The organism is Isoalcanivorax pacificus W11-5 (genome assembly GCF_000299335.2).
In the GTDB taxonomy this organism is placed as follows: Bacteria; Pseudomonadota; Gammaproteobacteria; order Pseudomonadales; family Alcanivoracaceae; genus Isoalcanivorax; species Isoalcanivorax pacificus.
The window spans coordinates 1,302,575-1,322,565 of sequence record NZ_CP004387.1; the positions used below are offsets into that span (position 1 = coordinate 1,302,575).

The window sequence follows — 19,991 nt, forward strand, 5'->3', positions numbered from 1 at the left end:
TGCCTGCATGAACACCTTGCTGCGCTGGCTGCACCGGCTTGAAGATGCGCTGATTGTGATCGTGCTGGTGGGCATGGTGTTGCTGGCGGTGACGCAGATCCTGCTGCGCAATCTCAACGGCACCAGCCTGGTCTGGGTCGATCCGCTGTTGCAGAACGCGGTGCTCTGGATCGGCATGCTCGGTGCCATGATTGCTTCGCGCAACGACGAACATATCCGTATCGATATCGCCTCGCACTATCTGTCGCCCTTGCTGCGCCGCGCCCTGTCGTTGCTGGTGGACCTGTTCACCTGTGCTGTGTGCGCGGTGGTGGCCTGGTTCAGCCTGCACTCGGTGCGTGATGAGGCGTCACTGGGCATGAACGCCTTTTCCGGCATCCCGGCCTGGTGGTTGCAGATCATCATTCCGGTGGGCTTCACCCTGATTGCACTGCGCTACGCGGTGCTGTTTGTGCTCAACATGGCCGGCCGCCGGCCGGGGCTGGCGGACGCATGATCTGGCTGCTGATTCTGCTACTGGTGGTGATGGCGCTGATTGGTGCGCCGCTGTTCGCCATCATGATCGCTGCGGCGGCGGTGGGGTATTACAGCCTCGACATCGACCTGTCGGTGCTGCACATCGATATCTACCAGCTCAGTGATTCCGTGGTGCTGATGGCACTGCCACTGTTCACCTTTGCCGGCTTCCTGCTCAGCGAGGCGAAAACCGCTGACCGCATGCTGCGGCTGTCGCAGGCGGCGTTCGGCTGGATGCCGGGCGGCATGGCGTTCGTGGCGCTGATTGCCTGCGCCTTTTTCACCGCGCTGACCGGTGGCAGCGGCGTGACCATCGTGGCGCTGGGCGGCCTGTTGCTGCCGGCACTGCTGAAAGGCCAGTACCCGGAGCGTTTCAGCACCGGGCTGGTGACCACCTCTGGCAGCCTCGGGCTGTTGCTGGTGCCGTCGGTGCCGCTGCTCATTTACGGCATCATTGCCCAGCAGATGTCGCAGCAACTGGACATGCCGTCGGTGGAGATCGTCGACCTGTACCTGGCCGGCATCGTGCCGGCGTTGTTGATGATCGGGCTGCTGTACGGCTATTGCCTGTGGGCCACCCGCAAGAATCCGATTCCGCGCCAGGCGTTTGCATGGCGTGAACTGCGCAACGCGGCCTGGGAAGCGCGCTGGGAACTGCCGCTGCCATTCGTGGTGCTGGGCGGTATTTTCTCCGGCTTCCTGGTGATCAGCGAGGCGGCGGCTATCACGGCGCTGTATGTGCTGATCGTGGAAGTGTTTGTGTACCGTGAGATCGGCCTGCGGCGCCTGCCGGGGTTGATGCGCGAATCGATGGTCATGGTCGGCGGGATTCTGCTGATCCTGGCGGTGGCGATGTCGTTCACCGGCTATCTGGTCTATGCCGGCGTGCCCGAGAAGCTGTTCGCCTTTATGCAGGAACACGTTTCCAGCAAGCTGATGTTCCTGATCCTGCTGAATATCGTGTTGCTGATTCTTGGCGCGCTGCTGGATATCTTTGCGGCACTGGTGATCATGGTGCCGCTGTTGCTGCCGGTGGCGGTGGGCTACGGGATTGATCCGGTGCATCTGGGGATCATCTTCGTGGCCAATATGCAGATCGGCTATTTTACGCCGCCGGTGGGGATGAACCTGTTCATTGCCAGCTACCGTTTCCGCAAGTCCATTACGGAGCTGTATTCGGCCACGATACCCTTCATGTTCGTGTTGATCCTGGCGCTGTTGCTGATTACCTATGTGCCGCAGTTGAGTCTGTTTCTGGTGCGGTAAAAGTGATGCCGGGTTTGCGGGAGTGAGGTGATGCCTGAACGTGGCGGGAGGCGCTGTGTTGTTCCCGCCCTTATCGATCAGGTCCTGCGCAGAATTTTCGTCATGCTGAAACGCGGAATCGTCACACCGGCACGGGTGACGGTTTCCTCGGCTTCCATCTTGAACCCCATCTGCTCAAAAAAGCGCTTCGCCGCCAGGCTGGCATGCGTGTGCAGCACGTCCTGCCCGAGGATACGCGCTTCGTCTTCCAGATACTGGCAGAGCAGGGTGGCGACGCCGTAGCCGGCCAGGCCGGGTGCGACGTACATCATGTGCAGGGTATTTTCCGGATGCAGTTGGGCGAAGCCACCGGCACGGCCGTCGAGGTCGGCAACGATGGTGACGCCTTGTTCAAGGCCAGCGACGAACGCTGCCGCGTCGTCGGCGGCGGAGGCCCAGGCCTTGCGTTGCGCGGGGGAATAGAAGGCGGCGCCCTGGCCGTGAATGGCGGCGCGGAAAATGCGCGGCAACAGTTCGGCGTCGGCCGCTTCCATGGGCCGAATAAAAAACGGCCCGCCATCCATCACCGGCAGGCTGTCGTCAGTGTCCGGTGGTGTCTCCAGCCCGGGTCCGGTGCGCCGGCGGCGCAACCAGTCAAACATGGGCCGGCTCCGTGGCGGGACGGTTATTCAGTGGGTTCATCCGCTGTCTCTCTCTGGCGGGCCAGTTCCTCGGCCAGCCGTTCCAGGTAGGCGTCCTGAAGCTTCAGCAGACGCTGTGTTTCGGCCAGTTGTGCCGCCAGGGCGTCGGTGCGCTCGGCCAGTTCCTGGCGTTCGCGTTGCGCGGCATCACGCTGTTCGGCAAGCAGTGCCTCGCTGTCGTCAGCGGCCAGGGCCGGGCCGGACAGGCTGGCAAACAACAACAATGTGACGGCGCGGCGCATGAGAACCCCCGGTCCTGTTCGCCTCTGGGATAGGTGCCCGGCGGTCGCAACGGTGCCGGGAGGGCGATGATAGCAGACTTGCGGCCCGTACTCTCTCGCCCCGCGTGCCCCGCCTGTCCGCCTCGTGGCATGATGCTCTACAGCCCCGCGGCGCAGGAGGGCGCCATGAAACGTATTCCCTCGATCGGCACATTGATGACGCCGTTTCCCTGGCATCTGGATATTTCGGCCACCGTGCAGGCGGCCCGCGCGCTGATGCTGCGCCATGGTATCCATCACCTGCCAGTGACCGACCCCGACCATCATGTGCTGGGCCTGCTCAGTCTGGGCGCTATCCCCGACACGCCGGAGCCAGTGGCGGACTGGCTGATGCCGGTGCCAAGGCTGGACGTCCACACCCGCGCGGATGAGGTGCTGGAGATGATGGCGGAGACGCACCAGTCGATCGTGGTGTTGTGTCACCACGACCGGCTGGCGGGGATCTTTACCTGGACGGATGCCTGCAATGCCTTTGCCGCCCGGCTGCGCGAACCCTTCCTGCCGTCAGGCGGCGATGACGCCGCCTGAGCGCGGGCGTTACATCATTCTGCGCAGCACGTAATGCAGGATGCCGCCGTGGCGGAAGTATTCCACTTCGGTGGCAGTATCCAGACGGCACAGCATCGGCACGGTCTGTGACTGGCCGCCCTTGCGGAACGTCACCTCGATGGTTTGCCCGGCGCTGACATCGTTGTTCAGCTCGGGAATATCCACCTCTTCGCTGCCGTCCAGGCCCAGCGTCTTGCGATCAGTGCCGGCCGGGAATTGCAGCGGCAGCACGCCCATGCCGATCAGGTTGGAACGGTGAATCCGCTCGAAGCTCTCGGCAATCACCGCGCGCACACCCAGCAGAACGGTGCCCTTGGCGGCCCAGTCGCGGCTGGAGCCGGTACCGTATTCCTTGCCGGCAACCACCACGGTGGGTACGTCGTCCTTGCGATAGCGCATTGCCGCGCCGTAGATCGGCAATACCTCGTCGCCGGGGATGTGACGGGTAAAGCCGCCTTCCACGTCGGGGACCATTTCGTTGCGGATACGGATGTTGGCGAAGGTGCCGCGCATCATCACTTCGTGGTTGCCGCGCCGCGAGCCGTAGGAGTTGAAATCGATCGGTTCCACGCCGTGCCCCTGCAGGTAATGTCCGGCGGGGCTGTCGGCCTTGATCGCCCCGGCGGGCGAGATGTGGTCGGTGGTAATGGAATCACCCAGCAGCGCCAGGATGCGGGCGTTTTTCACCGGCTGTACCGGCGGCACCTCGGCGGTCAGCCCCTCGAAGTAGGGCGGATGCTGGATGTAGGTCGACTTGGTGCTCCAGCCGTAGGTCTGGGCGTCGCCCACCGGCAGTGACTGCCAGATCTCGTCGCCTTCGAACACCGACGCATACTGTTTGCGGAACATGTCGCCACTGACGCTCAGCAGGGCTTTCTGGATATCGGCGCTGCTCGGCCAGATGTCTCGCAGGTAGACCGGCTTGCCGTCGCTGTCGTGGCCGAGTGCGTCTTTCTCAAAATCGATCTTTACCGTGCCCGCGAGGGCATAGGCCACCACCAGCGGTGGTGAGGCGAGCCAGTTGGTTTTCACGCTCTGGTGTACGCGCCCTTCGAAGTTGCGGTTGCCCGAGAGTACCGATGCCACGATCAGGTCGCCCTTGGCGATGGCCTTGTCGACGGCTTCCGGCAGCGGGCCGGAGTTGCCGATGCAGGTGGTGCAGCCGTAGCCGACCAGATCAAAACCGAGTTTGTCGAGATCGTCGTCCAGACCGGCCTTGGCGAGATAGTCCGTCACCACTTTGGAGCCGGGTGCGAGCGACGTCTTGACCCAGGGTTTTCTGTGCAGGCCACGGGCGACGGCGTTGCGCGCCAGCAGGCCGGCGGCCAGCATCACACTCGGGTTGGAGGTGTTGGTGCAGGAGGTGATGGCGGCGATGACCACGTCGCCGTGGTTGAGCACATGCTGTCCGCCGTTGAGCTGCAGCGGGACGGCGCCGGCGTGCTCATCCGAGCCGACGGCGGTGTGGCCGCCACCTTCACTTTCCAGCTTGGCTTCCTCGGTGGAGTGCGGGCCGAGTGACTGGCTCAGCACATCCAGAAAGGCAGCGCGTACGCCGGTGAGCGGGACACGGTCCTGCGGGCGTTTCGGGCCGGCCAGGCTGGGCACCACCTCGGACAGTTCCAGAGTCAGGGTGTCGGTGAAGGCAGGGGCTTCCTGGCCCGGCACGCGCCACAGGCCCTGGGCCTTGCAGTAGGCTTCCACCAGCGCGATGGTGTCGTCGTCGCGGCCGGAGAGTTGCATGTACTCGATGGTGCGTTCGTCAATCGGGAAGAAACCGCAGGTGGCGCCATACTCGGGGGCCATGTTGGCGATGGTGGCGCGGTCGGCCAGGGTCAGGTCGGCCAGGCCGTCGCCGAAGAATTCGACGAATTTGCCCACCACGCCTTTTTTGCGCAGCATCTCGGTGACGGTCAGTACCAGGTCGGTGGCGGTGACGCCTTCACGCAGCTTGCCGTCCAGGCGGAAGCCGATCACCTCCGGAATCAGCATCGACACCGGCTGGCCCAGCATGGCGGCCTCGGCCTCGATGCCGCCCACACCCCAGCCGAGCACGCCCAGGCCGTTGATCATGGTGGTGTGCGAATCGGTGCCGACCAGTGTGTCGGGATAGGCCCAGGTCTTGCCGTTGTCGTTCAGGTCACTGGACGACCAGACGCCACGGGCCAGGTATTCCAGGTTTACCTGGTGGCAGATACCGGTGCCCGGCGGCACCACGCGGAAATTGTTGAAGGCTTTCTGGCCCCAGCGCAGGAACTCGTACCGTTCGCGGTTGCGCTGGAATTCCATTTCCACGTTTTCCGCAAAGGCCTGCGGGTTGCCGAATTTGTCCACCATCACCGAGTGGTCGATGACCAGATCGACCGGGGTCAGCGGGTTGATGCGGTCCGGGTTGCCGCCGGCGGCGACGATGGCATCGCGCATGGCCGCCAGGTCAACGATGCCGGGCACGCCGGTGAAGTCCTGCATCAGTACCCGTGCCGGGCGGTAGGCGATCTCGCGGTCGGAGGTGCGTTGTTCGGGCCAGCGGACCAGGGCCTGGATATCGTCGGTGGTGACGGTCTGGCCGTCTTCGAAACGCAGCAGGTTTTCCAGCAGGACTTTCAGGGAAAAGGGCAGGCGATGGATGTCACCCCAGCCTTTGTCGGCGATCTTGTCGAGGCTGAAATAGTGATATTGCTTGTTACCTACCTTGAGCTCAGTCGCGGTCTTCAGGGTATCGTGACCGATCTGTGTCATGACATGCTCCCTTGTCGGCAATTCGGGGGGCCTTTCATACTACGCGCACGGGACAGAGACATGAATAGCGACCTGAGTCGACAGGTTATAGGCAGAATCAATCATCACAACCGTCCGTCGGCGTGCGGGTGCGGGGACCCATGATGGAACATGTGTATTACCAGTTTGCGGTGGTGCTGTTCGCCGCCACGGTGCTCGGGGTGCTGGCGATCCGTCTGCGGCAACCGCTGATCATCGCCTTCATTCTGGTCGGGATCCTGATCGGGCCTGCCTCGCTGGATCTGGTGACGGCGCATTCGGAGATCCGTCTGCTGGCGGAGATCGGCGTCACCGTGCTGTTGTTTGTGGTCGGGCTGAAGCTGGACATGAACCTGGTCCGGCACCTCGGGCCGGTGGCGCTGGCGACCGGTTTGGGGCAACTGCTTTTTACCATTGTTTTCGGTTTTCTGATTGGCCTGGCGCTGGGCATGGACTGGATCAAGGCGGTGTATGTGGCCGTGGCGCTGACGTTCTCCAGCACCATCATCATCGTCAAGCTGCTGTCGGACAAACGCGAGATCGATTCACTGCACGGCCGTATCGCCATGGGCTTTCTGATCGTGCAGGACATCGCCGTGGTGGTGGCAATGATGGTGGTCGGCAGCCTCAGTGCCGGCGGCGTGACCGACGCCGGCCAGACCGGCCTGCTGGTGCTGTCGATCATCGCGCGGCTGGCGGTGGCATTGTTGCTGGTGGTGCTGATGATGCGCTATGTCCTGCCGCGCCTGATGGAGGTGCTGGCGCGCTCACCGGAGCTGCTGCTGATCTTCGCCGTGGCCTGGGGCACGTCACTGGCGACACTGGGTGAGCTGGCCGGTTTCAGCAAGGAAGTGGGGGCGTTTCTGGCCGGCTTTTCGCTGGCCTCCACGCGCTACCGCGAGGCGGTCAATGCGCGGTTGAGCAGCGTGCGGGATTTCCTGCTGCTGTTCTTCTTCGTCAATCTTGGTGCGCAACTGGAATTCGCTGCGCTCGGCAACGAATTACTGCCAGCGGCGGTTTTTTCGCTGTTCGTGCTGGTCGGTAACCCGCTGATCGTGATGGTGATCATGGGAATGATGGGCTACCGCCGCCGCACCGGTTTCCTGGCCGGGCTGACGGTGGCGCAGATCAGCGAGTTCTCGATCATCTTCGTCGCCATGGGTATCAGCCTCGGCCACGTGGATGACAGCACGCTGGGGCTGATCACGCTGGTGGGTATCATCACCATTACCCTGTCCACCTATCTGATCCTTTACTCACACCCGCTGTTTGACTGGCTCTCGCCGTGGCTGCGGCCGTTCGAGCGCCGCAATCCGTTTCGTGAAAATACCACCGCGCCGATAGTGGCCAGCGGCGCGCCGGTGATCCTGTTTGGCCTTGGCCGTTATGGCAGCCGTCTGATGCAGCGTTTGCGCGAACAGGGTATCGAGGTGCTGGGGCTGGATTTTGATCCCGAGATCATTCGCCATATGCGCCGTGACGGCTATCAGGTGGCCTATGGTGATCTGGAAAGTGGCGACTTCATCGACCATCTCCCGCTGGAGCAGGTGCGCTGGGTGATCAGCACGGTGCCGGAGCTGGGCGCCAACCTGAATCTGGCTGGCGTGCTGCGGGCGCGCGGCTATGCCGGCGCGGTGGCGGCCACGCTCCATCATGAGCGCGACGCCGAGGCATTGACGCGTGCCGGGGTCAGCCATGTGCTGCGCCCTTACCGCGATGCGGCGGACTATGCGGCGACGCTGGTCAGTGAACAATCGTACCCGGTTCAATGACCGGAAAGTCGCTGGCGCCAGGGGGGGAATGTCATATCCGGTCACTGCCGGTGAGTGCGCAAAGCTGCTAATGTCCCTGACCGTTCGTGAAACATCCCCTTGATTATCCAGGTTGCCGGGCGCGTTGGCCGCCCGACAAGACCCGCAGGAAAGAGGAAGTGTGCATGGCTTTGCCTGAGTTGTTCAAAGGTCGTTTGTCGCTGCCGGTGATTGCCTCACCGATGTTTATTGTCTCCGGTCCGGAGCTGGTGATTGCCCAGTGCAAGGCCGGCATCGTCGGTTCGTTTCCGGCATTGAATGCGCGTCCGCAGTCGGTGCTGCGCGAGTGGATCCAGCGCATCAAGCGCGAGCTGGCTGAATACGCCGACGCCAATCCGGGCAAGCCGGTGGCGCCGTTTGCCGTGAACCAGATCTGCCACGCCAGCAATGACCGCCTGATCGACGACATGAAAGTGTGCGTGGAAGAACAGGTGCCGATCATCATCACCAGCCTGCGCCCGCCGTCGGAGCTGGTGGAAGCGGCCCATTCCTACGGTGGCCTGGTATTCCACGATGTGATCAACCAGCGCCACGCGCGCAAGGCCGCCGAGCAGGGCGTGGATGGCCTGATTCTGGTCTCCGCCGGTGCGGGTGGCCATGCCGGCACGCAAAGCCCGTTCGCGCTGCTGCGCGAAGTGAAGCAATGGTTCAAGGGCACCGTGATCCTGTCCGGTGCGATCGGTGATGGCCATGCGATTGCGGGTGCCGTCGCGATGGGCGCGGACTTTGCCTACATGGGGACACGTTTCATTGCTACCGAAGAGGCTAATTCCGACGAGCGCTACAAGCGCCTGCTGATTGAAGGGACCGCCGAGGACGTGCTCTACAGCAACCTGTTCACCGGCGTGCATGGCAACTATCTCAAGCAGTCGGTGGTGGAAGCCGGTTACGATCCGAACGACCTTCCGGAATCCGATCCGTCGAAAATGAATTTCGGTTCCGGCGGCAACAGCGACAAGAAAGTCTGGAAGGATATTCTCGGTTCCGGGCAGGGCATCGGCGGTATCACCGATGCGCCGCCGGTGGCGGAACTGGTGGAGCGTCTGAAGGCGGAATTTGCCGACGCGCGCGGGCGTTTCATCGATTACACCGCCCCGTTCTGACCTGATCTGCGGGGCGGGTGCAGTGCAACCCGTCCCGCAGCCCTGCGCTACAGCGCTTTCAGGCCCAGCATGCCGAGCGCGATCAGGCCGATGCTGGCCCACTTGAGCGGCGAAATACTTTCCCCGAACAGCAGCATGCCGGCCAGCACCGACCCCAGCAGGCCAATACCGACCCACAACGGATAGGCGAGTGACAGCGGCAATTCGCGCATGGCCAGCGCCAGTAGCGCGACGCTGCCGGCCAGTGCAGCGCCGACACCGAACCAGAGCAGCACCGGCGCATCCGCGCCGAGGCGTTTCAGGCCCACGGCCCAGACCACTTCAAGCAGACCCGCGACAGACAGGAGAATCCAGGACATGACAGCTTCCTCATCAAGCGGGGCCGTCCCCTGGAGCAATATGAAGCTGGCAGAGTCGTCTCTGCCAGCCGGGTCAGGATAGTGTCCCCGCCCCCGAATTCAAGGGCGGGGAGGTTATTTTACGGTGTGCGGATGACCAGCAGACGTTCTTCGGTCATGTCGCGAATAGCCCAGCGAATCCCTTCACGACCCAGGCCGGAATCCTTCACACCGCCGTAGGGCATGTTGTCCACCCGCCAGGACGGCACATCGCCGATCACCACGCCGCCGACTTCCAGCACGTCCCAGGCTTTCTGGGCCTTGTACAGATCGCGGGTAAAGATACCGGCCTGCAGGCCAAAGGTGCTCTGGTTGACTTTTTCCAGCACCGTGTCGAAATCCTCGAACGGTTCCAGCACGGCCACCGGGCCAAAGGCTTCTTCCTCGACGATGTTGCAACCGGCGGGTACGTTTTCCAGCAGGGTCGGTTCAAGCATGGCGCCGTCGCGCTTGCCGCCGCAGAGCAGGGTGCCGCCACGCTCCACGCCTTCGTTGATCCAGTTCTCCAGGCGTTTGGCCTCACCTTCGGAGATCACCGGGCCGATAAAGGTGTCTTCGTCACGCGGGTCGCCCATGCGCAGCCCTTTGGTTTTTTCCACCAGTTTCTGTTTGAACTTGTCGTAGAGTGTGGTGTGCACATAGATGCGCTGTACGCCGATGCAGCTCTGGCCGGACTGATAGAAGGCACCGAACACGATGCGTGCCACGGCGTCTTCCAGGTCGGCGTCGCTGTCCACCACACAGGCGGCGTTGCCGCCGAGTTCCAGTACCACCGGTTTTTTGCCGGCGCGGGCTTTCAGATCCCAGCCAACCGCAGGTGAGCCGGTGAAGCTCAGCAGTTTCAGGCGCTCGTCCACGGTGAACAGGTCCGCGCCTTCGCGGTGGCATGGCAGGATCGAAAATGCCCCTTTCGGCAGGTCGGTTTCGGCCAGCACTTCGCCGATGATCAGTGCGCCAATCGGTGTGCGGCTGGCGGGTTTCAGCACGAACGGGCAGCCGGCGGCGATGGCCGGGGCGACCTTGTGCGCGGCCAGGTTCAGCGGGAAGTTAAACGGCGAAATGAACGAGCAGGGGCCAATCGGTACGCGCTTGGTGAAGCCGCGATAGCCTTTGGCGCGCGCAGAGATTTCCAGATTCAGCACTTCGCCTTCGATGCGCACGGCTTCCTCGGCGGCGACACGGAACGTGTCGATCAGGCGGCTCACTTCTCCACGGGAATCCTTGATTGGCTTGCCGGCTTCAATGCACAGCGCCATGGCCAGTTCTTCGGCACGTTCCTGGAACCGCTTGACGCAGTGGTTCAGGATCGCCTGGCGCTCATAGGGGGCCAGTGCGGCCATTGCGCTGGTCGCGTCCACGGCGGCGGCGATGCCCTGGTCAATCGCCTTGGCATCGGCCATGGCGACATAGGTGGCGACCTCACCGGAATATTTATCGGTGACTTCCAGGTCCTTGTTCGCGTACACCGCCTCGTTGGCGAGGTAGTAGGGATAGGCTTCCTTCAACATACTGCTCTCCTTCGGCTCTGCCGGGTGAGAAGGGGCGCTTACAGCGCCTGGCTCAGTTCGCGGATTTCGTTGTTGAGAATGCGGTCGTTGTCGCTGTAGTCCACCGGCACATCAATCAGGTGCACGCCGCCGGCGCTGTAGCATTCCTCGATCAGCCGGGCGAGGTCGGCGGTCTTTTCCACGCGGTGACCGCTGGCGCCGTAGGCGCGGGCATAGTCGACAAAATCCGGGTTGCCGAAATCCAGCCCGTAGTCGTCGAAGTTCATCTGCGCCTGCTTCCACTTGATCATGCCGTAGCCGTCATCGCGCAGCACCAGCACCACCAGGTCCAGGCCCAGCCGCACGGCGGTTTCCATCTCCTGCGAGTTCATCATGAAGCCGCCATCGCCACAGATCGCCATCACGCGGCGATCCGGGTACACCAGCTTGGCGGCCATCGCCGACGGCAGGCCGGCGCCCATGGTGGCCAGGGCGTTGTCCAGCAGCACGGTATTCGGCAGGTAGGCGGGGTAGTTGCGCGCAAACCAGATTTTGTACATGCCGTTGTCCAGCGCGATGATGCCGTTTTCCGGCATCACCTTGCGGATATCGCGCACCAGCCGTTGTGGAATGATCGGGAAGGCATCGCTGTCGGCGCCTTCGGTGATGTGGGTTTTCAGGGCATCGCGGATGCGCTGGAACTCGGAGAAATCCCAGTGCGGTTGCGGCTCGATGCTTTCTTTCAACTGCCACAGGCTGTTGGCGATGTCGCCCACCACTTCGATCTGCGGGAAGTACACCGGGTCCACCTGGGCGGAGTTGAAGTTGATGTGCACCACTTTCGGCCCGCCGGCCCGCATGAAGAACGGCGGCTTTTCGACCACGTCATGGCCGAGGTTGATGATCAGGTCGGCGGCGTGGATGGCGCGGTGCACGAAGTCGCCATCTGACAGCGCCGTATTGCCGATAAAGCGCGGGTCGGTCTCGTCGATCACCCCCTTGCCCATCTGCGTGGTGACCACGGGGATGCCGAGTTTGTCGACAAACTGGCGCAGCATCTTGCAGGTCAGCTTGCGGTTGGCGCCGGCGGCGACCAGCAGCAGCGGGCGCTTGGCCTGGCGGATGGCGTCGGCCGCAGCGCGCACGGCTTTTTCTTCCGCCGTCGGCCGGCGGCCAAAGCTGGGCAGCAGCACTGACATGTTGCTGTGCTCGCGGGCAATGTCCTCCGGCAATTCAAGGTGGGTGGCGCCGGGGCGCTCTTCCTGTGCCAGCCGGAAGGCTTCGCGAATGCGCGAGGGGACGCTGTCGCCGCTGACGATCTGTCGGGTGAACTTGGTCAGCGGACGCATCATGTCGACCACGTCGATGATCTGGAACTGACCCTGTTTGCTGCTCTTGATCGGTTTCTGGCCGGTGAGCATCACCATCGGCATGCCGCCCAGCTGCGCGTAGGCGGCGGCGGTGACGAAATTGGTGGCACCCGGGCCGAGGGTGGAGAGGCACACCCCGGCGCGGCCGGTCAGACGGCCGTAGGTGGCGGCCATGAAACCGGCGGCCTGCTCGTGACGGGTCACGATCAGGCGGATGGAGGAATGCCGCAGTGATTCGAGCAAGTCGAGGTTTTCCTCACCGGGAATGGCGAACAGGTACTCGACACCTTCGGTTTCCAGTGCCTTGACGAACAGGTCCGAGGCTTTCATGCAGGGGCTCCGGTGGCAGGAGGCGGCCGCTGGCGGGCCGCGTCTAAACTGGCCCCGCCGCTGAGGCGGGGCGTGAACAGGCCCTACACTATAGCGATACCGGGCCGGGTTGTAGCCCGGCCGGTGTCTATCAGAATGATCTGTTACATTGATGATTCACACGGACGTCAGCCGAACTTCAGCAAGCCCATGCCGAGACACAGGATCAGCAGACCCAGCCCGGCGCGCATGTCCAGCCGCTGGCCGAACAGCAGCGCGCCGGCGGCGGCCGTGGCCAGCACGCCGAAGCCACCCCACAGGGCATAGGCCACGGCCAGGTCCAGGTCGCGTACCGCCTGGGCCAGTGCGGTGAAGGCACCGAGCACACACAGGATCGACACTGCCGCGATGCCGTGACGCCGGAACCCGTTGGAGTACTTCAGCAGGATATTGGCAGCGACTTCCAGCACCACGGCCAGCAGCAGCCACAGCAGGGCGGGGCTGTTCATGAGTGCACCTCCGCTGCCGGTTCGTGGGTGCCCGCTTTCAGCAGCGCTATGCCGCCCAGCAGCAGCCCGATACCGAGCAGTTGCAGGGCCGACAGGTATTCGGCAAACAGCAGCGCGCCGGCCACGGCAATCAGGCTCAGCCCAAGCGCTTCCCAGAGCGCATAGGCGACGCCGAGCGGAATACGTTCCACGGCGCGGGCCAGGCAGTAGTAGGACAGGGCAATCAGGGGGTACATGGCCAGATAGCCCACCAGCGGCGCGTTGCCGCTGGCCAGTTTCATGGCGCTGGTTCCCAGCACCTCGGCGATGATCGCCGCCATCAGAAAACACCAGTAAATCATGACAATACTCCACGGCGCCCAGAGCGGGCACAGAGCGTTCAGGTCGGAACGGATCAGGAAAGGCGCGCAGGCGCGCGCGGGCCGTGGCCTAGAGACGGTGGCGCCAGCAGTGTTCGCTGGTCACGAAAGCGGGAGATTGCGTAACGGGTGTCATGATGGCGGGCAGTATAGCAGGCCGCAAAAAGATTTGCTGCCAGGCCCGCAGAGGCAGTGGGTCCGGCGGAGCCGTGGCGCCCGCCTGGACAGTACCGCGTCGTCGATGTCGGCCGCGCGTCAGGTGGCGGCCGGGGAAATCAGTGCCAGGTGCCGGTGGTGTTGTCGCAGCGCTCCAGGAATTCTTCGGCGCTCAGTTCCAGCACGGCGTCTTCGTCGAGTTGGGCCAGTACCTGTTCTTTCAGGTGGCCGACCACGCCGGTCATGACCGACAGGGTTTCTTCCACTTGCTCGAGCGTGGTGAGCAGGTCATCTGCATCCAGTTCCAGGTGATCACTCATGCGTGTGCTCCTGTAGTGGCTTGGTCACATGATGCCGGCGGTGATGCGTCTGCAGGGACAGTGCCGGCTCACTTACCCTGATACTACAACAAGGGCGCCCGCAGGCGCCCTTGTTTTTTCGCATGGCGATGTACGGTCACATCACACTGTCGAATGGTGCCGTGGCGCAGTGTGTGGGGGACCGTCATCGTCATGGGTGTTACCAGCTCAGCGAGCCACCTGTCTGATACTCGATCACGCGCGTTTCGAAGAAATTTTTCTCCTTGCGCAGGTCCATGATCTCGCTCATCCAGGGGAACGGGTTTTCGACGCCCTTGAACTGTTCCGGCAGGCCGAGCTGGGCCAGCCGGCGGTTGGCGATGAACTGGAGGTATTCCTCCATCATTTTCGCGTTCATACCGAGCACGCCGCGCGGCATGGTGTCGCGCGCGTACTGGATTTCCAGTTCGGTGCCTTCCAGGATCATCTGCGTGGCCTTGTCGCGCATCTGCGCGTCCCACAGGTGCGGGTTCTCGATCTTGATCTGGTTGATCACGTCGACGCCGAAGTTCACGTGCATGGACTCGTCGCGCAGGATGTACTGGAACTGTTCGGCGACGCCGGTCATCTTGTTGCGGCGGCCCATGGACAGGATCTGGGTGAAGCCGCAGTAGAAGAAGATGCCTTCGAGCACGCAGTAGAACGCGATCAGGTTTTCCAGCAGGGCCTTGTCGGTTTCCACGGTGCCGGTCTTGAATTCCGGATCAGACATTTCGCGGGTGTACTGGATGCCCCACTGGGCTTTCTTGGCCACCGCCGGCAGCTCACGGTACATGTTGAAGATTTCACCTTCGTCCATGCCCAGCGACTCGATGCAGTACTGGTAGGCGTGGGTGTGGATCGCTTCTTCAAATGACTGCCGCAGGATGTACTGGCGGCACTCCGGGTTGGTGATCAGCCGGTACACGGCCAGCACCAGGTTGTTCGCCACCAGCGAGTCGGCGGTGGAGAAGAAGCCCAGCGAACGCTTGACGATGCGACGCTCGTCGTCGGTCAGGCCTTCCGGGTTTTTCCACAGCGCCACGTCCGCAGACATGTTCACTTCCTGCGGCATCCAGTGGTTGGAGCAGCCGTCGAGGTATTTCTGCCAGGCCCAGTCGTACTTGAACGGCACCAGCTGGTTCAGGTCGGCGCGGCAGTTGATCATGCGCTTGTCGTCCACCTGCACACGGCCGGCGGCGCCTTCCAGTTCGGCCACGCCTTCACTGACGTCCATCTTTTCCAGCGAGGCGCGGGCACGGGCTACGGCGTCGGAGACGGGGGCGTCGTCGCTTCCTCGTCCGGCTCCTGTGGGCGCAGCAGCAGGTTCTGCTCGCGCTGCCGGTGCCGCAGCAGGCGCAGACGGCGCAGCCGCTGCAGGTGCAGGTTCCTGTGCCGGGGGCGGCGCAGGCTGACGGGCGACCGGCTTCTCTTCGGCATGGAAATCGTCCCAGTTCAGCATCAAAAATCTCCTTTCACTTATCTCTCGCAAAGCATTCTGACAGGCTTCGCGTACTTAAAATTCGAGGCTGCGAGCCAAAAAGCGCGTGGCCCGCAGCTCGCAATCGGGTCGCCACCGGCGACCCTTTATTGGCATGCCTCACAATCCGGATCGTCGATCGAGCAGGCCTGCGGTACATCTGCGGCCTGTTCGAAGCTCGCGGTCTCGGCCACCGGGGCGGCGGAAACGCTGTTCAGGCGGCCATCGTTGATGGTCGACTTCTCGGACGTGGTGGCACCGATGGCGCGCAGGTAATAGGTCGTCTTCAGACCCAGCAGCCAGGCCATCTTGTAGGTGATGTCCAGCTTCTTGCCGTTCGCCTGGGCGATGTACAGGTTCAGCGACTGCGCCTGGTCGATCCACTTCTGGCGACGGCTGGCTGCTTCCACCAGCCAGCGCGGTTCCACTTCAAACGCGGTCCGGTAGATCTCTTTCAGATCCTGCGGAATGCGGTCGATCGGTTGCACCGAGCCGTCGTAGTACTTGAGGTCGTTGACCATCACGTTGTCCCACAGGCCACGCGCTTTCAGGTCGTTGACCAGGAACGGGTTGACCACGGTGAACTCGCCGGACAGGTTCGATTTCACGTACAGGTTCTGATAGGTCGGCTCGATGGACTGCGATACGCCGGTGATGTTGGCGATGGTCGCGGTCGGCGCGATCGCCATCACGTTGGAGTTGCGCATGCCCTGGGTGCGGACCACGTCCCGCAGCTTGTTCCAGTCCAGCGTCTGGCTGCGATCCACGTTCAGGTATTTCTCGTCGCCACGCTCGCGGGCCAGGATTTCCAGCGAATCGATCGGCAGGATGCCCTGGCTCCACAGCGAGCCTTCGAAGGTGGCGTAGCTGCCACGCTCGGCGGCCAGTTCGCTGGAGGCGTTGATGGCGAAGTAGCTCACGGCTTCCATGGAACGGTCGGCGAATTCCACCGCTTCCGGTGAGGTATAGGCGATCTTCTGCATGTACAGCGCGTCCTGGAAGCCCATGATGCCCAGGCCTACCGGGCGGTGCTTCAGGTTCGAGTTTCGTGCCTGCGGCACGCTGTAGTAATTGATGTCGATCACGTTATCCAGCATGCGCACGGCGGTGCGCACGTTTTTCTCCAGCTTGACCAGGTCCAGGCCGCCTTCCGGCAGGATGTGACGCGGCATGTTGATCGAGCCGAGGTTGCAGACGGCGATCTCGTCCTTGTTGGTGTTCAGCGTGATCTCGGTGCACAGGTTGGAGGAGTGCACCACGCCGACGTGCTGCTGCGGGCTGCGCAGGTTGCACGGGTCCTTGAAGGTGAACCAGGGGTGGCCGGTCTCGAACAGCATGGAGAGCATCTTGCGCCACAGGTTCACGGCCGGGATGCGCTTGAACAGTTTCAGGCGGCCGTCACGGGTCATGGCTTCGTATTCGAGGTATTTCTTCTCGAAGGCTTCGCCGTACAGGTCATGCAGGTCGGGCACGTTGTTCGGCGAGAACAGGGTCCACTCCTGTTCCTCGATCACCCGTTTCATGAACAGGTCGGGAATCCAGTTGGCGGTGTTCATGTCGTGGGTGCGGCGGCGGTCGTCACCGGTGTTCTTGCGCAGTTCGACGAATTCCTCGATGTCCATGTGCCAGGTTTCCAGGTAGGCACAGACCGCGCCCTTGCGCTTGCCGCCCTGGTTCACCGCCACGGCGGTGTCGTTGACCACTTTCAGGAACGGCACCACGCCCTGGCTCTTGCCGTTGGTGCCCTTGATGTAGGCACCCAGCGCGCGCACCGGGGTCCAGTCGTTGCCCAGGCCGCCGGCGAATTTGGACAGCATGGCGTTGTCCTGGATGGCGCCGTAGATGCCGAACAGGTCGTCGGGCACGGTGGTCAGGTAGCAGCTGGAGAGCTGCGGACGCAGCGTGCCGGCGTTGAACAGCGTTGGCGTGGAACTCATGTAGTCGAAGCTGGACAGCAGGTCGTAGAACTCGATGGCGCGGGCTTCGCGGTCGTCTTCGCGCACGGCCAGGCCCATGGCCACGCGCATGAAGAAGCACTGCGGCAGCTCGAAACGCACGTCATTGCTGTGCAGGAAGTAGCGGTCGTACAGCGTCTGCAGGCCCAGATAGGTGAACTGCATGTCGCGCTCGCCTTTCATGGCGGCGCCGAGTTTGTCCAGGTCGAAGCGGCCCAGTTCCGGGTCCAGCAGTTCCAGCTCGATGCCACGGAAGACGTAGGCTTTCAGGGCGTCTTTGTACAGCGCTTCCATTTCTGCCTGGTCAGCACGCTCGGCCACGCCGAGGAACTGCAGCGCTTCGGCGCGAAGGTTGTCCATCAGCAGGCGCGCGGTCACCAGCGAGTAGTTCGGCTCCTGTTCGATCAGGGTGCGGGCGGTCATCACCATGGAGGTGTTGACGTCGCGGATGGAGACGCCGTCGTACAGGTTGCGCACGGTCTCGCCGATGATCTTGTCCGGCTTGACGTCGGCCAGGCCGTCGCAGGCGGCGATCACCAGGCCTTCCAGGCGGGCCATGTCCAGCGGCGCGGTGCTGCCGTCTTCCATGGTGACCTGCACGCCGCCACCCTGGGCCGGCGCGGCGGTGTCGGTGGTCTTCGCTTTCTCGGCGCGCTTGCGGGACTGCTCTTCGCGATACAGCACGTAGCTGCGCGCGACCTTGTGTTCGCCGTTGCGCATCAGCGCCAGTTCCACCTGGTCCTGGATTTCCTCGATGTGGATGGTGCCGCCGGAGACCAGACGACGCTGGAAGGTGGCGGTGACCTGCTCGGACAACTGCGCGACTTTCTCGTGGATGCGGGAAGACGCGGCCGCCGTGCCGCCTTCCACGGCCAGGAACGCCTTGGTAATGGCGATGGCGATCTTGTCATCGGTGTAGGGCACCACCTTGCCGTTGCGCTTGATCACGCGCAGCTGGCCGGGTGCGGTGGCTGCCAGCGTCTCGTCGCGCTGGTTGTCCTGAGGTGCCTGGCCGCTGGCGGTTGGCGAAGTTTGGGTGTCCGTCTGCATGATGACTCGCTCTCCATTATGTGTTGTGCCCGGAGGCTTCTAATACGTTGTGATGGTGCTGAATATCGGGTGGTTCACTTCAATTCGTGCGCCGGCCTTGGCCGGCGTATCAACGGGGCGGCCGGTGGCCGACGCGTGTCACGCGTACCGCCCCCACGCGCGGTACGCGTGGGGGCGGGTGGCGGTATTCGGGGTGGCTGCCGCGTCAACAGGACGCGATGCAGACCGGATCGTCACGGCGCAAGACCGGAGGACGAGACCCTCTGCCGCCACCGGGAGGCACGTCTGTGCGCCGGCGGGGGGAGAGTGGCGGTGTGTCTGGTGGCTGCTCAACACAATATGTAGTGTCATGTGTCTGCCTGCGCATCCCTGGCTGCGGGCGGCCTGCCATATTGATTTGCCTGGGCTGGCCGGGCCTCGCAGAAACATTCTTGTGCGTCGCCCCGGGCGGTCGAAACCCAACATATTGGGTTTGCGGTTGCCGTGAGGTACAAGTTATAGCGGTTTGATGTTGGTTGCAAGCCCGTGCTTGTGGATAACCTTGTGGGAAAAATGTGGGCGACAGGTGAGTTATCGAGACTGCATGGCAGTTCTCACATAAACACAATATATTGTGTCCAGCCTCGGGTTGGAGTGTTACCCCGGCAGGGTGCGTCAGATGCCGTTATGTGGCCCGCTGCGGATGAAAGCGGTAACACTGTTGCCCGGGCTGTATCGGATGCGTATAACTTGTGTTATCCCGGCTTCCGGTGGCCGGAAGATGGATAAAAACATCGTTTCCATGGCAGGCACCGGACCCTCGGGGGATGCACTGGTCAGGAACGATAACAACAGGAACGGCACGGAATGAGCTCAGTGCAGGATAACCCTCCGCGTATTTTGATTGTCGAAGACGACGAACGCCTGGCGACCCTGACACGCGAATACCTGGAAAGTAACGGTATGGACGTGACGGTGGTCAATGACGGCGAGGAAGCCGTGCGGCGCATTCGCGCTGACCAACCGGATCTGGTGGTGCTCGATCTGATGCTGCCTGGGGCCGATGGTCTCACGGTGTGCCGCGAGGTCAGGCCGGCCTTCCGCAACCCGATTCTCATGCTGACCGCGCGCACCGACGACATGGATCAGGTGCTGGGCCTGGAAATGGGCGCTGACGATTATGTCGCCAAACCGGTCAAGCCCCGTGTGCTGTTGGCCCGCATCCGCGCGCTGCTGCGCCGGGTGGAAACCGAACACGAGCGCGACCAGCCGCAGATGCGGCTGGAGTTCGGCAATCTGGTGATCGACAACTCGGCCCGTGAAGTGGTGCTCGAGGGCAAGTCGGTGGACCTCACCAGCGCCGAATACGACCTGCTCTGGCTGCTGGCCTCCAATGCCGGCAATGTGCTCTCCCGCGAGACCATCTTCGAGAAACTGCGCGGCATCCAGTACGACGGCCAGGACCGCTCCATTGATGTGCGCATCTCCCGCATCCGGCCCAAGGTCGGCGATGATCCGGACAACCCGCGCCGGATCAAGACAGTGCGTTCCAAGGGCTACCTGTTCGTCAAGGAAGTGGGGCCGGTCTGAGCCGGACGCACCTGAATGGCCAGGCCCGGTCACCGCACCGGGCCCGCA

The 19,991-nt window shown here is 63.0% G+C and carries 17 protein-coding genes; 6 read left to right on the plus strand and 11 right to left on the minus strand.

The window, feature by feature from the left end:
- Positions 1-7 precede the first annotated feature (7 nt).
- Together S7S_RS05795 and S7S_RS05800 are read left to right on the plus strand one after the other, a co-directional pair.
- Positions 8-496, plus strand: coding sequence for a TRAP transporter small permease (locus S7S_RS05795; RefSeq protein WP_008737892.1), 489 nt, complete (start codon positions 8-10; stop codon positions 494-496).
- Entirely contained in the window at positions 493-1,782 is a 1,290-nt protein-coding gene (locus S7S_RS05800) for a TRAP transporter large permease (protein ID WP_008737894.1), read from the plus strand. Before S7S_RS05795 ends, S7S_RS05800 begins: the two co-directional genes overlap by 4 nt.
- Positions 1,783-1,859: 77 nt before the next feature.
- Here S7S_RS05800 and S7S_RS05805 read toward each other — a convergent pair whose 3' ends face one another.
- Positions 1,860-2,423, minus strand: coding sequence for a GNAT family N-acetyltransferase (locus tag S7S_RS05805; RefSeq protein WP_008737896.1), 564 nt, complete (start codon positions 2,421-2,423; stop codon positions 1,860-1,862).
- A 23-nt stretch (positions 2,424-2,446) separates the two neighbouring features.
- Positions 2,447-2,704 carry a hypothetical protein gene (locus S7S_RS05810; protein ID WP_008737898.1) on the minus strand — a complete coding sequence of 86 codons (258 nt, stop codon included), beginning with the start codon at positions 2,702-2,704 and terminating at the stop codon, positions 2,447-2,449.
- 165 nt (positions 2,705-2,869) lie between these two features.
- On the opposite strand from S7S_RS05810, the gene S7S_RS05815 reads away from it, so the two are divergent.
- Positions 2,870-3,271 carry a CBS domain-containing protein gene (locus S7S_RS05815; RefSeq protein WP_008737900.1) on the plus strand — a complete coding sequence of 134 codons (402 nt, stop codon included), beginning with the start codon at positions 2,870-2,872 and terminating at the stop codon, positions 3,269-3,271.
- Positions 3,272-3,280: 9 nt separating this feature from the next.
- On the opposite strand, the gene acnA is transcribed toward S7S_RS05815, so the two are convergent.
- On the minus strand, positions 3,281-6,031 hold the full coding sequence (acnA, locus tag S7S_RS05820) for an aconitate hydratase AcnA (RefSeq protein WP_008737902.1): 2,751 nt from the start codon (positions 6,029-6,031) through the stop codon (positions 3,281-3,283).
- 140 nt (positions 6,032-6,171) lie between these two features.
- Here acnA and S7S_RS05825 point away from each other — a divergent pair, with 140 nt between their 5' ends.
- On the plus strand, positions 6,172-7,821 hold the full coding sequence (locus S7S_RS05825; protein ID WP_008737906.1) for a cation:proton antiporter: 1,650 nt from the start codon (positions 6,172-6,174) through the stop codon (positions 7,819-7,821).
- A gap of 164 nt (positions 7,822-7,985) precedes the next feature.
- Positions 7,986-8,963, plus strand: a complete 978-nt coding sequence (locus tag S7S_RS05830; protein ID WP_008737908.1) for an NAD(P)H-dependent flavin oxidoreductase — start codon at positions 7,986-7,988, stop codon at positions 8,961-8,963.
- Positions 8,964-9,010: 47 nt separating this feature from the next.
- On the opposite strand, the gene S7S_RS05835 is transcribed toward S7S_RS05830, so the two are convergent.
- The 8 genes from S7S_RS05835 to S7S_RS05870 form a co-directional block, all read right to left on the minus strand.
- The gene (locus S7S_RS05835; RefSeq protein ID WP_008737910.1) at positions 9,011-9,322 is read right to left on the minus strand and encodes a DMT family transporter; all 312 of its coding nucleotides are present in this window, start codon (positions 9,320-9,322) and stop codon (positions 9,011-9,013) included.
- 119 nt (positions 9,323-9,441) lie between these two features.
- The gene (locus tag S7S_RS05840) at positions 9,442-10,869 is read right to left on the minus strand and encodes an aldehyde dehydrogenase family protein (RefSeq protein ID WP_008737911.1); all 1,428 of its coding nucleotides are present in this window, start codon (positions 10,867-10,869) and stop codon (positions 9,442-9,444) included.
- 38 nt (positions 10,870-10,907) lie between these two features.
- Positions 10,908-12,548: an acetolactate synthase large subunit gene (locus S7S_RS05845; RefSeq protein ID WP_008737912.1), complete on the minus strand. Its 1,641-nt coding sequence runs from the start codon at positions 12,546-12,548 to the stop codon at positions 10,908-10,910.
- Between the two features lie 167 nt (positions 12,549-12,715).
- Complete coding sequence (gene mdtI, locus S7S_RS05850; protein WP_008737913.1) at positions 12,716-13,036, minus strand: multidrug/spermidine efflux SMR transporter subunit MdtI; 321 nt, start codon at positions 13,034-13,036, stop codon at positions 12,716-12,718.
- Entirely contained in the window at positions 13,033-13,377 is a 345-nt protein-coding gene (locus S7S_RS05855) for an SMR family transporter (protein WP_008737914.1), read from the minus strand. Before S7S_RS05855 ends, mdtI begins: the two co-directional genes overlap by 4 nt.
- A gap of 293 nt (positions 13,378-13,670) precedes the next feature.
- Positions 13,671-13,871, minus strand: a complete 201-nt coding sequence (locus S7S_RS05860; RefSeq protein WP_008737916.1) for a hypothetical protein — start codon at positions 13,869-13,871, stop codon at positions 13,671-13,673.
- A gap of 199 nt (positions 13,872-14,070) precedes the next feature.
- Complete coding sequence (locus S7S_RS05865; protein WP_035204996.1) at positions 14,071-15,351, minus strand: ribonucleotide-diphosphate reductase subunit beta; 1,281 nt, start codon at positions 15,349-15,351, stop codon at positions 14,071-14,073.
- Between the two features lie 125 nt (positions 15,352-15,476).
- Positions 15,477-18,374 (minus strand): ribonucleoside-diphosphate reductase subunit alpha, encoded by a 2,898-nt coding sequence (locus tag S7S_RS05870; protein WP_008737921.1) that lies wholly within the window; start codon positions 18,372-18,374, stop codon positions 15,477-15,479.
- 846 nt (positions 18,375-19,220) lie between these two features.
- Here S7S_RS05870 and S7S_RS05875 point away from each other — a divergent pair.
- Entirely contained in the window at positions 19,221-19,943 is a 723-nt protein-coding gene (locus tag S7S_RS05875; protein ID WP_008737922.1) for a response regulator, read from the plus strand.
- Positions 19,944-19,991 lie beyond the last annotated feature (48 nt).